Here is a 13,746-nt window from a genome sequence, read left to right on the forward strand (position 1 = left end):
GTTGCACGGTAGAGATGCTTCGGCTGCGCTCAGCATGACGGCGTGAAGCATTGGAATCATGTCAATGCCTTTAACCCAATGCCGCGCCGTAGCGCTCGCAGCTGCTGTTCCTGCGCAAGGTACAGCGCTTGTGCTTCGGCCAAAGACACTTCGGCAAACCGAAAGGACTGCCCCGGCGCCAGCTGCGCCAGCACCGAAAAATCGGCCGTGATGACCTGAGCAATGCGGGGGTAGCCGCCGGTGGTCTGGTGGTCGGCCAGCAGCACAATGGCTTGCCTGCCGGTCGGCACCTGCACCGTGCCGAATGCCACGGCGGTGGAAAGCAGCTCCACCGCGGTTTCACGCTCCAGTGCTGGACCTTGCAGCCGAAACCCCATCCGGTCGGCCTCAGTGGTTACGATGAAGGGTTGCTGCCAGAAATCCTGTTGGCTTTCAGTTGAAAATTGCCCGTACTCCGGCCCGCGAATGGCCCGGACGATGGGGTGCCGCGCCAGCTTCGGGCGCAGCTCGGGGCCGGGCATCCAGCGGGCTTGTGCCCAGTCCGCCGCCGCTCCTTCCAACTGCCGCCCAATATGCCGCCCAACTGTGCCGGGGCGGCCCACGGGCAGTACATCACCAGCCTGCAGGGCCCGTCCGTGCAGCCCGCCAAAGCCTGCCCGCAGGTACGTGGCCCGGCTGCCCAGCACCGGCGCCGTGGCCAGCCCGCCCGCCACCGCCAGGTAGGCCCGGCTGCCGGCCACGGGCGCCCCAAAGGCCAGCTCCGCACCCGCCGCCACCCAGGTGGCTCGGTGCAGGCGCACCGGCTGGTCGTTGAGGGTAGGCGAAAGGTTGGCGCCCGTGAGGGCAATGAGGTGGTCGGCTTCGAAGCGGATTTTGGGGCCCAGGAGGGTGATTTCGAGGCCGGCAGCATCTTCGGCATCACCCACCAGCAGGTTGGCCACGCGCAGGGCGGTGGCATCCATGGCACCGCTCACGATGATGCCGTCTTTCTGATAGCCGCACCGGCCGAGGTCTTGCACGGTGGTGAGCAGGCCAGGCCGCAGAATACTAAGACTCATGCTGCTGGAGCCGCTGGAATTCGGCGGCGCTGATGGGCACAAAGCGCAGGTGCTGGCCCGCCTGCAGCCGGCTGGGCTGGGCCCAGGCCGGGTTAAACAATCGCAACGGCGTGCGCCCGATGAGCTGCCAGCCGCCCGGCGTGGGCAGGGAGTAAATGCCCGTTTGCGGGCCGGCTATGCCCACCGCGCCGGCTGGCACCAGCGGACGGGGCTGCGCTTTGCGCGGCGTGGCCAGCCGCACATCCAGCCCACCCAAGTACGGGAAGCCGGGGGCGAAGCCAATCATGTGCACGAGGTAGTCGGGGGTGCTGTGCCGGGCAATGACTTCGGCGGCCCCAAGCTGGGTATGGCTGGCCACGAAATCCAAATCAGGGCCAAACGCGCCACCGTAGCACACCGGGATTTCCACGGCGGCGGTTTCGGTAGCCGCTTCGGCTGCGGCAGGCGCCGCGAGTAGCGTTCGCAGCTGGCCGGCTACCCGGCCGTAGGGAGCGTAATGGCCGTTTTCGCTGGCCAACCAGGGGTCGTAGTACACGGTGAGGGTGGTGAAAGCGGGCACCACCTCGCGCAGACCCACGCAAGGCTGCTGCGCCAGCCGGGCGCTGAACGCCGCGATGGCTGCGTGCGTGTTCGCGCTGATGCCGCCGCCAAAGTCGAGCACGATGGCGGCGTCGCCCAGCGGATAAAGTCGGACGGCCGGAGCAGCAGCAGATGGGACGGTGCTCACATGCTTGCGGTTACATTTGAAGTTCTCAGCACTGACTCGTTCTTGATGAATTTCAGCTTCCGTAAATATGGCAGGGCCGGCGCGTTTCTGCTGGTCGTGCTGGCCACTGCCTGCCAGCGCCAGCCCCTGTCCCGCACCACCATGCCACCCGCCGCCGTATCGGAGGCTGCCGCGCTGCCTGTCACCACCGGCGTTTCCGAAGCCCTGGCCGTGGCGCGCAAAAAGAACATCAGCCGCGTGGCCTACGACCTCAGTCTGACTATACCGGCTCAAAAAACCGAATCCATTGCCGTGGTGGAGCAGGTGGCGTTTACGCTGCGCGACCACCAGCAACCAGTGCAACTCGACTTTAAAGCCCCCAGCCAAAATCTGCAAAGCCTCACCGTGAACGGCCAGGCCGTGGCCATCGACCACCGCAACGAGCACCTCGTGCTGCCCGCCGCTGCCCTAAAGCCCGGCCGCAACATGGCCGAAATCCGCCTCACCGCCGGTGAGCAGTCGCTCAACCGTAACGCCGACTACCTCTACACGCTGCTCGTGCCCGACCGCGCCCGCACCGTTTTCCCGGTCTTCGACCAGCCCGATTTGAAGGCCACGTTCACGCTGGCCCTCACCGTGCCCCAGGGCTGGCAGGCCATGGCCAATGCGCCGCTGCGTGATTCGGCGAGCAGCGGCGGTACCACGCGTTATGCCTTCGTGGCTTCCGACAGCATCAGCACCTACCTGTTCTCATTTGCGGCGGGCAAGTTCACGCGCCTCACGCGGCAGCTGAATGGCCGCGCCATGACCTTGCTGCACCGCGAAACTGACTCCACCAAGCTGCACCTGAGCCTCGGCCCCATCTTCCAACTGCACGCCGATGCGCTGCAGTTTATGGAGCAATACACCGGCCTGCCGTATCCGTTTCAGAAGTTTGATTTCGTGTCGATTCCGGACTTTCAATATGGCGGCATGGAGCACGTGGGGGCCATTGATTATAAGGCCTCGACGCTGTTTCTGGACGAAGGCGCCACGCAGGACCAAGTGCTGGCCCGCTCCAGCCTGGTGGCCCACGAAACGGCCCACATGTGGTTCGGCGACCTCGTGACCATGCAGTGGTTCAACGACGTATGGATGAAGGAGGTGTTTGCCAATTTCATGGCCGATAAAATCACGCAGGTAGCCGTGAAAAACTCGAACTACGACCTCAAGTTCGTCATCGACCACTACCCCGCCGCCTACGGCATCGACCGCACCACCGGGGCCAATCCCATCCGTCAGCCCCTCGCCAACCTGCAGGACGCCGGCTCGCTCTACGGCAACATCATCTACCACAAAGCGCCCATTATGATGCGGCAGCTGGAGCGGCTGATGGGCCCTCCAGCCTTCCAGCAAGGCCTGCAGGAATACCTGCGGAAGTATGCCGGCGGCAACGCCACCTGGCCCAACCTCATCGACATTCTGGACGCCCGCACCCCCGCCGACCTCCAAGCCTGGAACCAGGTGTGGGTGAACCAGCCCGGCCGCCCGGTTTTCACCTACGACCTCCAAACGGCAGCCGGCAAAATCACCCAGCTCACCCTGGCCCAGCGCGCCGAAGACGGTTCCGAGCGCCTCTGGCCCCAGCTGTTTGAGGTGCTGCTGGTGTACCCAGGTGGCCGCACCAAAGAGCTGACCGTGAACATGACAGAGCGCACCGTGGCGCTGCCGCAGGCCGTGGGCCAGCCCGCTCCCAGCTACGTCGTCTTCAACTCCACGGGGCTGGGCTACGGCGTGTTCCCGGTGGCCCGGCAGCTGCCCGCGCAGCTGGCCACGCTGAAGAACCCGGTGGCCCGCGCCGCGGCCTACGTCAACCTCTACGAGAACATGCTCAACGGCCAGGTTATCGAGCCGCGGGAGCTGCTGGACGTGTACCGCCAGGCGCTCACCCGCGAGCCCGAGGAGCTGAACCTGAAGCTGCTCACGGGGCAGGCCAGTAGCATTTTTTGGCAGTTTCTCAGCCCCGCGCAACGGCTGGCCGTGGTTCCGGCGCTGGAGCGCGACGTGTGGGCGGCGATGCAGAAAAACCCATCGGCCAACTCCCGGAAGCCACTTTTTAAAACCTACCAGTCCATTGCCCTCACCCGTCCGGCGCAAACCCGGCTATTTGAAATCTGGCGGACGGAGAAAGCCCCTGCCGGCGTGAAGCTGACCGAGGACGACTACACCGCGCTGGCCCTGGCGCTGGCCGTGCGCGGCTATGCTGCGCCGCAACCCATCCTGCCGCAGCAGCTCGCCCGCATCAAAAACGTGGACCGCCGCCAGCGCCTGCAGTTCCTCATGCCGGCCCTCTCGCCCGATGCCCCCACGCGCGATGCCTTTTTTGCTTCGCTGAAAGACGACAAGAACCGCGAAAAAGAAGCTTGGGTCACGGCCGCGCTGGGCTACCTGCACCACCCGCTACGGCACGCTGCTTCCGAGAAATACCTGCCCGCCAGCCTGGAACTGCTGGAGGAAATCCAGCTCACTGGCGATATTTTCTTTCCGTATTCCTGGCTGCAAGCCACGTTGGGCAGCTACCAGACCGCCAGCGCCGCCAGCACCGTGCGGGCCTTCCTGCAAGCGCACCCCGACTACAATCCCAAGTTGCGCGCCAAAATGCTGCAGGCGGCCGACGACCTGCTTCGCGCCGAGAAGCTGGTGCGGTGAACCGCGCCAAGTCAGGGAACGGCACCAGCTTTGTACTCTATGCGTGGGCTGAAAGATTGTCAATTAGCTGAAAAAACGCCTTTGAGATGAGTTTACGAAACTCATCTCAAAGTAGCATTTCGTGAACTTTGATTCGTAGACGAGTTTCTATAAACACCCTCTGGACCGTAGGACCATTTTTCAGGCAAGTAAGGGCCCCCACTAAGCATTTCAGGAAATGGAGGGTAATTATGTCCTTTCGGCGCATTCCTTAGCCTTCTTCATGCCCCTTATTCGACTCTCGAGCCGCGTGACGCTGTTCTACAAATTGATTGTTCCTCTCGTCGGGCTCCTGGCGTTGGGAGTTTATGCCAGCGTTATTGTCGCCTATCAATGGCCGTGGGAATTGCATGGGGTACTACTGGGTGCTCTGGGGGCATTGCTCCTCCTGTTTACTGGCACGACCGCGCTGCCTATCCGGCACGTGGCGTACAACGAGGAGTTCATCCACATCCGGAATTATGGCGCCGCGCAGCTCTTTCCAGTACAGGAATACCGGCTCTTGGAACCTGCCTACTTCGTCATGATGCGTCTGCGCCTCGTCGACCGAAGTTTTCTGTTTTTGGGCAGTTTCCCTGGCTTGCTTGGAGGTGTCGTAAACGACTCGGGGAGCGTGCTCAATGGCTCCTTAGAACCGCCCTCCATCAACGTGGCGCGCCGAATATTACGAGCGGCGGCCCAGCAGGCGCGGCAATGAGCAGAGCTCAAAGGCACGCACCTGCTAGCTAATAATTTTAAGGCGTTCAACCAAACGGTGGTTTAAATAAATCCAAACGCCCGCATTCCACCCATCAACTTTCCCGCACGTACCGCTGCACCATCGGCAGCAACCGCGGCACCGCTCCTTCCACGTACGCCCGCTCGGCGGCGGTCCAATGGCGGGGGTGGCCGAATACGCAAGGCTGCAGAATGCCCCACAGCTGCCCGCCGTCGGTGACGTGGGCGTGCACCAGGGCCCGGTGGCCGAAGGTGCGGCGCTCAAACTCCTGGTTGAGCACCTCGGGGCCGGCCTCGGTCACGTCCTCAACAAAGACGGAGGGTGCGCAAGCCAATGCCGCCCGAAAGAGCGGGTCTTCCTGGGGCAACTCGCCGGTGTCGGCTTGCCAGTCGTGGCGCGGGTCGGGCACAGCCTCATCGAGGCGCCAGACCAGGGCGATGCGGCCGCGGCCCCGCTCCGGGTCGCGCACGTAGAGAAAGCAACGGTCGGCGCGCAGGTGCTGGCCCACCAGTTCGAGGGCGCGTTGCAGGGCTTCGGCGGGCGAGGTATCGGCCTGTAGAGCCAATTCAAGGTCGGATAGGGGCGTATTGGACATGGATTTTTTTTGGTGGGAGGCGTGAGTAGCGAGTCATAAAAACTGAGATGAGCAACAGGCCTACAATAAGTTGCCGTCTTACTACTTGCTACATGATTTTCACTGCTTACGAGGGTTATTGGTTGAAAAGCCGTCTGGGGATGGTAGCGCAAGCAACCATTGGGCTGGGGCGGCGGTCAACGGTGCAACGCCCCAGGCAGTACTTGGCGTTGGTTTCTACGTCAATTCTCTTTTTATGAAATTTCTCCTGGTTTTAACGGCTTTCCTGGGATGCCTGACGGGCTGCCAGAAAGATGATTCTGCCGCTCCCCGTATCGATGCTCCCTTCGACCAGCAGGTCACGCTGCGCCCGCAGCAAAGCGGCGCCTTTCCCAACCAGCGCAAGCCAGAGCTCACCATCACGGTCGATAAAATCAGCGACAGCCGCTGCCCCGAAGACGTCATGTGCGTTTGGGCCGGCGAAGTCGAAACGACACTCACGGTGCGCGACGAAAACGGTGCCGCGCAGGCGCTCACGCTGAAGCTGTCTACCCTCAGTCCCCGGCAGGACTCGGCCACGGTGCAGGCCAACGGGCGCCGGTATCTGGTGGTGCTCCACGCCGTGACGCCCTATCCGAAGGTTCGCCCCTCAACCCCTCCGCAGCCCACAAAAGCCGTGTTCAGCGTGAAGCGCCAGTAAAGAGGGCGCCTCATCACAACGGTTTCTCCAGCACCAGTAGCGTCAGGGGCTGCCGGGGGATGCCGTAGCGCGGGTCGGTAGGGAAGGGTTCGGTTTCGCCGGTGCGGCGGTAGCCCAGCCGCTCATAAAATGCAAGGAGCTCGGCCCGCACCGATATAACGGTCATTTTGCTCGTGGTGCAGCCGTGCTGCCGGCCGTAGTTTTCGGCGGCCCGAATCAGGAATTTGCCCACACCCTGGCCCTGGCCGGTGGGGGCCACGGCCAGCATGCCCAGGTACACCTGCTGGCCGCTGGGGTGGGCGTAGAAACTGCCAAGCAGCTCGTCGTTTTCATCCAGGCAAAGCAGCATGGTGGCATCGGGCACGGCCAGCATCTCCCGCATCCCGGCTTCGTCGATGCGCTGGCCGTCGAGCAGGTGGGCTTCGGTAGTCCAGCCCTGGCGGGAGGCATCGCCTCGGTAGGCACTGTTTACCAAGGCGGTGAGGCGCGGGGCGTCGGCGAGGGTAGCGGTGGCGAGGGTCATATGTAAAATTGTTCAGGTAGGCCGTCATGCTGAGCGCAGCCGAAGCATGACGGCCTTTTATTGTTTACTGATGCAGGTACCCGCTCAAATCCGACACGCTTGCGATGCCCAGCCGCTGCGCCTGTCGTTGGCGCATGAGCAGCGCGTAGGTATTGTTGAAGCCCAGCGGGGCCAGCCACTCCAGGTTGTAGCGGCGGCGAAACTCGGCGCGCACGTAACGCAGCACGGCATCGGGCTGCCCACTCAAGGAGTCAACTACGGCGGGCGTGGGCTGCAGCAGCACCAGCAGGCCGGTGCCGGTGTACTCGGGGTACATATCAATAGCGCCGTCGCGCAGGGCTTCGAAGCAAATGGTGGTGCCGCCAAGGCCGGTTTTGGTTTGAACGGCTAGGTCGGTGTTGCCGCGAATGAGGGCGGCGTACATCTCGGCCAGAATGTATTGCTCGGCAAAAATCTTGGAGCCCAGGCGCACCACGGGAGCGCCGGGCACCGCCGGCCGGGGCGCCCGCCACAGCCCGCGCCGGCGCAAAAACGCCTCGGCAATAACCTGGGGCGACTGGTGCAGGTAATCGGCGCGGTAGTTCAGGCTGGTCATCACCGAATCCGAAATCTGCCCATCGAGCAGGGCTAGTACGGGGGCTAGTTCCGGGTGCTGGCGCAGCAGCGCTGGCCGCACCACGGGCACGGCGTAGTAGGGCGGGAACACGCGGCGGTCGTCGTGCAGCACGCGCAAATTATAGGCTCGGATGCGGCCGTCGGTGGAGTACCCGTCGATGACGTCCACGTTGGCATTACGGGCAGCCTCATACACCAGTGCGGGCGCCAGCACCACGCTGGGCAGGCGCGTGAGGCCGTAGGTTTTGGTGAGGCTGGGCAGACCATCGGCCCGGCCCACAAACTCGGGGCTGAAGCCCGCCAGTAGCTTGCCGCTGGCGCGCGGCAGCAGGTAGAGCGCGCCCAGCAGCGGCAGCGCCACGAGCAGGCCCACGCCCACCCGGCCCAGGCGCCGGGCGCTCAGCCGCTGCACAGCGCCCAGCGCGGCGTCAAACGCCAGCGCCAGCCCGGCGGCGGGCAGGGCCCCGGCCAGAATCATGGCCGGGTTGTTCAGCGCAATGCCCCCAAAAATGAATTCGCCCAGCCCGCCCGCCGCCACGTAGGCCGCCAGCGTAGCCACGCCCACGTTGATGACCGTGGCCGTGCGGATGCCGGCCATGAGCACCGGCAGCGCCAGCGGCAGCTCTACGCGGCGCAGCACCTGCCCATCGGTGAGCCCCAGGCCACGGGCCGCTTCCACCACCGCCGGCGCCACGCCCTGAATACCGGCCAGCGTGTTGCGAATAATGGGCAGCAGCGAATACAGGAACAAGGCAAAAATGGCCGGCTTCGGCCCAATGCCCAGCAGCGGAATGAGAAAGCCGAGCAGCGCGATGCTGGGCACGGTTTGGAGCACGCCGGCCAGACCCAGCACTACGGGGGCCCAGCGCGGCCGGCGCGACAGCCACAGTCCCACGGGCACGCCCAGCAGCACCGCCAGCAGCAGCGAAACCGCCGTGAGCCCAATGTGCTGCAGGGTTTGCTCGCCGAGCTTACCGGCCTGCTCGCGCCAGAAGGTGAGCAGCGCGCCTAGCGTTTCCATGCGTCCTCCTCTCGTTGCAGGGCCTGTCCAAAAGCAGCCATGAGCTCCGCTACTGTAAATGAAAATGCTGGCGCCGTGTCGGTGCTGGTCAGGGCTTCCAATGCTTCGTTCACAGTGGTTTGGGTAGCAAAATTGTCGGAATCACGGCGGCTGGCATCAGCCGCATTCGAATGCCGCATTTCACTAAAAACGTCTTCCAGCGTGAGGGTGCGCAGCTGCAGCGCCAGCCGCTCGGCGGCGAAGAAGCGGCGCACGAAATCGTTGGCCGGCCGGAAGAGCAGCTCGCGCGGGGTGCCCAGCTGCTGGGTTTGGCCGGCGTCGAGCAGCAGAATCCGGTCGGCCAGCTCGAAAGCTTCGGTTACATCATGGGTTACCAACACTATGGTTTTACTGCGCAGCTCCTCCAGCTCCCGGAACTCGCGCCGGATGCTGGCGCGGGTCAGCGGGTCGAGGGCGCCGAAGGGCTCATCGAGCAGGATGATGGGCGGGTCGGCGGCCAGGGCGCGGGCCAGGCCCACGCGCTGCTGCTGCCCACCCGAAAGCTGGTGCGGCAGTTGCCCGGCGTAGCGGGCGGGCGGCAGGTGCAGGCGGGTGAGCAGCGCCGCAGTGCGGTCGGCAATGGCGGCGGGCGCGTGGCCCAGCAGGCGCGGCACCACCGCTATGTTTTCGGCCACGGTGTAGTGCGGCAGCAGTCCCACCTGCTGAATAACGTAGCCGATGCCGCGCCGCAGGAGTTCGGGCCGCTGCGCGAGGATGTCCCGGCCGTTGATTTCTACCGTGCCGCCGTCGGGCTCAATCAGCCGGTTGAGCATTTTGAGCAACGTGGTCTTGCCGCAGCCGCTGGGGCCCAGCAGTACCAGCGTTTCGCCAGCCGCCAGCTCAAAGGATACGTCCTGCACCACCGCGTGCGCCCCAAAGCGCTTGCTGAGGTGGGAAACGCGAACGACGGGCGGCTGATTAGTGGGCATGGGGCAGGAGGGAGGCAAGGTAAACCCGGCGGGCTGATTTGGGTTTAGCTGCCACGGTTTACCCGTGGTTTTTCGCCGCGTAACTTGGCCACATCATTCCCATCTCACTCCTCGCTCATGTTCTATAAATACTTGCTTTCGTTCCTGCTGCTTTTCTCGCTGCGCCTGCCCGTTGCGGCGCAGATGTACTCCAGCACCGACCCATTTGCCCACACGTTCAGCATTGTGGCGCGTGACCCGGCGACTGGCGAAATGGCCGTGGCCGTGCAAAGCCACTGGTTTTCGGTGGGCACCTCGGTGAGTTGGGGCGAGGCCGGGGTGGGCGTGGTGGCCACGCAGTCGTTCACCAACAAGTCCTTCGGCCTGCGCGGGCTGGCCTTGCTCAAAAGCGGCAAATCGGCCCAGCAGGCGCTCGATGAATTATTATCTAACGACGAAGGCCGCGACGTGCGCCAGGTTGCCATTCTTGACAACCAGGGCCGCGTGGCCACCCACACCGGCAAAAAGTGCGTGGACATGGCCGGCCACCAGCAGGGTGCCCAGTTCTCGGTGCAGGCCAACATGATGCTCTCAGATAAAGTGTGGCCCGCCATGGCCAAAGCCTACGAGCAAAGTGCCAAGCTGCCCCTGGCCGAGCGGGTGCTGGCCGCCCTCGACGCGGCCGAAGCCGTAGGAGGCGACATCCGCGGCCGGCAATCCGCCGCGCTGCTGGTGGTGCGCGGTACCGTCACCGAAGGCCCCTGGGCCGACCGCCTCGTAGACCTGTGCGTGGACGACAGCGCTGCCCCGCTCCCCGAGCTGCGCCGCCTCCTGAGCCTGCACCGCGCCTACGAGCACATGAACGCCGGCGACCTGGCCGTGGAGAAAAACGACATGCCCGCCGCCATCCGCGAGTATGAGGCCGCCGAAAAGATGTTTCCCAAAAACCTGGAAATGAAGTACTGGCATGCCATCACGCTGGCTAATAAGCAGCAGGTGCCCGCCGCCCTGGCCCTGCTACGCCCCATTTTCCGGCAAGAGCCCAATTGGCGCGTCCTCACCGAGCGCCTGCCCAAAGTGGGCCTACTCACCGTAACCCCCGCCGAGCTAAAGCAGATTCTGGCGCTGAAATAATCAGGTTGACCGTCATGTCGAGCGCAGCCGAGACATCTCGCGTGCAGCAGTAATCAATACGTGAGAACGATGCGAGCGAGATGTCTCGGCTGCGCTCGACATGACGTTCTTTATCGTCTCCTGTTTCTTACTATGAAAGCGATTTCTCTGAAAACAGCCCTCATTGGCCTGTTTTTGACCAGCAACGCCCATGCGCAGGCCCCGCTCATCGTGCCCAAACCGGTAGCAGCGGCACTGGCCCAGGTGCAGCCCGAAGCCATCAAAGCCCACATTGCCTACCTGGCCGATGACAAGCTGCAGGGCCGCCAGGCCGGTACGCCCGGCTACCAAATGGCCGTGGACTACGTGACCAAGCAGCTCAAAAGCCTGGGCGTGCAGCCCGCCGGCGAGGCCGGTACCTACATTCAGAAGGTCCGCCTGCGCAGGGCCTTCCTCCAGCCCGGCGCCACGTTTGCGGCTACGGGCGTACAAGGTGCCATGCCCCTCACCGCCGGCCAGGACTACATTGTGTACCCCAGCCCGGAGCTGCCCGCCACCAGCGTGCAGAATGCGCCACTGGCCTTTGCCGGCTTCGGCATTAGCGCGCCCGAGCTGGGCTACGACGACTACGCCGGCCTCGACGTGAAGGGCAAAGTGGTGGTGATAGTGCGCGGCGCGCCCGGCACGTTTGCCTCCACGGTGGCCGCGGCCAGCCAGGATTTGTCGGGCATTCTGCAGGCGGCGGCCCGGCACGGCGCCGTGGGGCTAGTGGTGGCCTCAACCCGCGCCGGCAACCTGCCCGACCTGAAGCGCGGCACCTACAGCGTGCTCGGGCCCAACGGTAAGGTGGCTGCCTCGCGCACCTTTGCTGTGGGCAGCCAGCAGCAACTCTACGCGGCCGTGAACGCCGCCACCTTCCAGCGCCTCATGCAAACCGCTGGGTTGGACACGGCCCGGGTATTCGACTCCATCAAGAGCGGCAAGCCGGCTTCGGCCCCGCTGAAAACCTCCGTGAGTGCCAGCGCTGCTTCCACTTATCAGGACGTAGAGAGCTACAATGTGGTGGGCAAATTCACCGGCTCCGACGCCAAATTGCGCAATGAGTACGTGGTGCATTCGGCCCACCTCGACCACCTGGGCATCACCGCGCCGGTGCGGGGCGACTCCATCAACAACGGCGCGCACGACAACGCCTCGGGCGTGGCCTGCGTGCTCGAAATCGCCAAAATCTACTCCAAGCTCAAGGAAAAGCCCAAGCGCAGCATGCTCTTCGTGCTGATGACCGGCGAGGAACTGGGTTTGCTGGGCTCGGCCGCCTTCGCTGCCAACCCCACCGTGCCCCAAGCCAGCATCGTGGCCGACGTGAACATGGACATGCCCACTATTATCGCGCCGCTGCTGTCGGTGGTGGCGCTGGGCGGGCAGCATTCCAGCCTGCTGCAGCCGGTGACGAAGGCCGCTGCCTACATGGGCATTGCCCTGGAGCAGGACCCCGAGCCAGAGCAGAACCGCTTCATTCGCAGCGACCAGTACAGCTTCGTGACGGCCGGCATCCCCGCCCTGCACCTCAAATACGGCAACAAAACCGCCGACGGCAAAAACAACCTCAATGAGACCGTGCAGAAATGGCGCGCCGTGACCTACCACAAGCCCCAGGACGACATCAACGGTGTTTTCGACTTTGAAGCCGGCAAGAAATACGTGCAGCTCTGCTTTCTCATCGGCTACCAAGTGGCGCAGAACCCGCAGCGGCCCACCTGGAACAAGGGCGACTTTTTTGGCGCGCGGTACGGCAGCCGATAGGGCTGATAAAGGCCATGCCAAAGAAGTATAAAGCCCGTCACACTCTACCCTACTATTTTAGGGATTTGATAATAAGTAAGTTGCCGAATAAACCAGTCTAGCAGGGCCATGATTTTACGGGCCACCGGCTCTTGTGGCTGGGCGTGGGGCCGCGTGAGCTGGCGCAACAGATTCAGTCCGTAGCGGCTCAGGCTTGTGGCCCGGCAGCCGTGATTTTTGCGTGGAATGGCCTTGATTTTGCCGTGGGCCATCGTGCCCACGCCCAGACATAGCGCGTAGGCCAGGCTGACCAGAGCCACGAGCTTGCGCAGCTTCTGGTGGCAGCATAAGTGGGTGGCTTCCAGGTTAAAGCCGCGTCCTTTCAGGTTCTGAAAGCACTGCTCAATCGTCCAGCGGCTGGCGTAGAGGCCGCCCAGGTTGCGCAAGCCGGGCGCGGCGAAGAGAAACAGAAACTCCGTGTCGGCCAGCCGCTTGACCCAGACCTGTCCCCAGACCCCAGCCACTTGGCAATGCAGAAAATGCCGCTGCTGCCCTACGGCAAGGCCCAGGGCCGTGACGGCCTGCCGTCGGCCACTAGCAAAGGTGATTTGGTGGTGCTTGGGCAGGCGCATTACAAAAGGCAATTTATTCTTCCGTAGCCAGTTAAGCCAGACATGGCCCACAAACTCCCGGTCCCCCACCACCAGCCCGATGCGGTCGCGGCCCAGCACCTGTACGCAGATTTTGAGCAGGGCAATACGGTCGGCCGCACTGGAGTTCCCGCTGCGGTTGTCGAGCAGTTCCCAATAGAGCGGCAGTTGAAAGTCGCCTCGGCCTACGGTCACGAGCAGGATATTGACCTGGCAGCGGCCGAAGTCCCATTCGGTGCGGTCCAGGCACAGGCGCAGTTTGCCCGTGGCGGGCAGCAAGCGCAGCAGCAGGTGGGCCAGCACCAGATAATTCAGGTCCACCTGCCGAAAAAAGTCCTGAATGCGGGTTTCATTCGAAGCGATTTTCACCGCGTCATTCAGGTGCTGGGCTACCTCGCAAAATTGGACGTTGCGGCTTTTGAGCAGGGCGATAACAAACTGGCTGACAAACTTTTGCCGGGACAGATGGGGCACTAGCTGGACGCGACGCAAAAGCGTCGTAATTTTGGCAATGAGGCTTGGCTTCACGGGGCAGGACGGACAATGGTGTGTAGGAACCCCAAAGGTCGGACTGCCCCGTTTTTATGCCCTAAAGTTTAGTAGGGTAGAGTG

The 13,746-nt window shown here is 63.5% G+C and carries 12 protein-coding genes; 5 read left to right on the top strand and 7 right to left on the bottom strand.

From position 1 onward, the window contains the following. Positions 1–56 precede the first annotated feature (56 nt). Positions 57–1,058 carry a biotin-dependent carboxyltransferase family protein gene (locus GM79_RS06190; protein WP_035560822.1) on the bottom strand — a complete coding sequence of 334 codons (1,002 nt, stop codon included), beginning with the start codon at positions 1,056–1,058 and terminating at the stop codon, positions 57–59. Continuing rightward, positions 1,048–1,785 (bottom strand): 5-oxoprolinase subunit PxpB, encoded by a 738-nt coding sequence (gene pxpB, locus GM79_RS06195; RefSeq protein WP_051718584.1) that lies wholly within the window; start codon positions 1,783–1,785, stop codon positions 1,048–1,050. Before pxpB ends, GM79_RS06190 begins: the two co-directional genes overlap by 11 nt. Positions 1,786–1,830: 45 nt before the next feature. On the opposite strand from pxpB, the gene GM79_RS06200 reads away from it, so the two are divergent. Further along, positions 1,831–4,452 (top strand): M1 family aminopeptidase, encoded by a 2,622-nt coding sequence (locus GM79_RS06200; RefSeq protein ID WP_035560825.1) that lies wholly within the window; start codon positions 1,831–1,833, stop codon positions 4,450–4,452. A gap of 262 nt (positions 4,453–4,714) precedes the next feature. Then, entirely contained in the window at positions 4,715–5,188 is a 474-nt protein-coding gene (locus tag GM79_RS06205) for a hypothetical protein (protein WP_152559867.1), read from the top strand. A 94-nt stretch (positions 5,189–5,282) separates the two neighbouring features. Here the strand turns inward: GM79_RS06205 and GM79_RS06210 are convergent, their stop codons facing one another. After that, a complete protein-coding gene (locus tag GM79_RS06210; protein ID WP_035560831.1) occupies positions 5,283–5,804 on the bottom strand; it encodes a GAF domain-containing protein in 522 nt (173 codons plus the stop codon). Between the two features lie 235 nt (positions 5,805–6,039). Here GM79_RS06210 and GM79_RS06215 point away from each other — a divergent pair, with 235 nt between their 5' ends. Next, positions 6,040–6,483 (top strand): hypothetical protein, encoded by a 444-nt coding sequence (locus tag GM79_RS06215; protein WP_035560834.1) that lies wholly within the window; start codon positions 6,040–6,042, stop codon positions 6,481–6,483. Between the two features lie 13 nt (positions 6,484–6,496). On the opposite strand, the gene GM79_RS06220 is transcribed toward GM79_RS06215, so the two are convergent. From GM79_RS06220 to GM79_RS06230, 3 genes are all read right to left on the bottom strand, one after another. Further along, the gene (locus GM79_RS06220; protein WP_035560838.1) at positions 6,497–7,006 is read right to left on the bottom strand and encodes a GNAT family N-acetyltransferase; all 510 of its coding nucleotides are present in this window, start codon (positions 7,004–7,006) and stop codon (positions 6,497–6,499) included. A 64-nt stretch (positions 7,007–7,070) separates the two neighbouring features. Then, on the bottom strand, positions 7,071–8,642 hold the full coding sequence (locus GM79_RS06225; protein ID WP_035560840.1) for an ABC transporter permease/substrate-binding protein: 1,572 nt from the start codon (positions 8,640–8,642) through the stop codon (positions 7,071–7,073). Further along, positions 8,630–9,610 (bottom strand): ABC transporter ATP-binding protein, encoded by a 981-nt coding sequence (locus GM79_RS06230; protein WP_072008552.1) that lies wholly within the window; start codon positions 9,608–9,610, stop codon positions 8,630–8,632. Before GM79_RS06230 ends, GM79_RS06225 begins: the two co-directional genes overlap by 13 nt. 117 nt (positions 9,611–9,727) lie before the next feature. On the opposite strand from GM79_RS06230, the gene GM79_RS06235 reads away from it, so the two are divergent. Next, positions 9,728–10,723, top strand: coding sequence for a DUF1028 domain-containing protein (locus tag GM79_RS06235; RefSeq protein WP_051718585.1), 996 nt, complete (start codon positions 9,728–9,730; stop codon positions 10,721–10,723). Between the two features lie 132 nt (positions 10,724–10,855). Beyond that, on the top strand, positions 10,856–12,505 hold the full coding sequence (locus GM79_RS06240; protein WP_035560843.1) for a M28 family peptidase: 1,650 nt from the start codon (positions 10,856–10,858) through the stop codon (positions 12,503–12,505). A gap of 44 nt (positions 12,506–12,549) precedes the next feature. On the opposite strand, the gene GM79_RS06245 is transcribed toward GM79_RS06240, so the two are convergent. Then, positions 12,550–13,662: an IS4 family transposase gene (locus GM79_RS06245; protein WP_035560846.1), complete on the bottom strand. Its 1,113-nt coding sequence runs from the start codon at positions 13,660–13,662 to the stop codon at positions 12,550–12,552. Positions 13,663–13,746 lie beyond the last annotated feature (84 nt).

This window comes from Hymenobacter sp. IS2118, from assembly GCF_000715495.1.
Lineage (GTDB): Bacteria > Bacteroidota > Bacteroidia > Cytophagales > Hymenobacteraceae > Hymenobacter.

Excerpts from the sequence above, each read along its gene's own strand:
- GM79_RS06210 (WP_035560831.1), bottom strand. The coding sequence starts at position 5,804 with ATGTCCAATACGCCCCTATCCGACCTTGAATTGGCTCTACAGGCCGAT.
- GM79_RS06205 (WP_152559867.1), top strand. The coding sequence starts at position 4,715 with ATGCCCCTTATTCGACTCTCGAGCCGCGTGACGCTGTTCTACAAATTG.
- GM79_RS06240 (WP_035560843.1), top strand. The coding sequence starts at position 10,856 with ATGAAAGCGATTTCTCTGAAAACAGCCCTCATTGGCCTGTTTTTGACC.
- GM79_RS06220 (WP_035560838.1), bottom strand. The coding sequence starts at position 7,006 with ATGACCCTCGCCACCGCTACCCTCGCCGACGCCCCGCGCCTCACCGCC.
- GM79_RS06230 (WP_072008552.1), bottom strand. The coding sequence starts at position 9,610 with ATGCCCACTAATCAGCCGCCCGTCGTTCGCGTTTCCCACCTCAGCAAG.
- GM79_RS06215 (WP_035560834.1), top strand. The coding sequence starts at position 6,040 with ATGAAATTTCTCCTGGTTTTAACGGCTTTCCTGGGATGCCTGACGGGC.
- GM79_RS06225 (WP_035560840.1), bottom strand. The coding sequence starts at position 8,642 with ATGGAAACGCTAGGCGCGCTGCTCACCTTCTGGCGCGAGCAGGCCGGT.
- GM79_RS06235 (WP_051718585.1), top strand. The coding sequence starts at position 9,728 with ATGTTCTATAAATACTTGCTTTCGTTCCTGCTGCTTTTCTCGCTGCGC.
- GM79_RS06200 (WP_035560825.1), top strand. The coding sequence starts at position 1,831 with ATGAATTTCAGCTTCCGTAAATATGGCAGGGCCGGCGCGTTTCTGCTG.
- GM79_RS06190 (WP_035560822.1), bottom strand. The coding sequence starts at position 1,058 with ATGAGTCTTAGTATTCTGCGGCCTGGCCTGCTCACCACCGTGCAAGAC.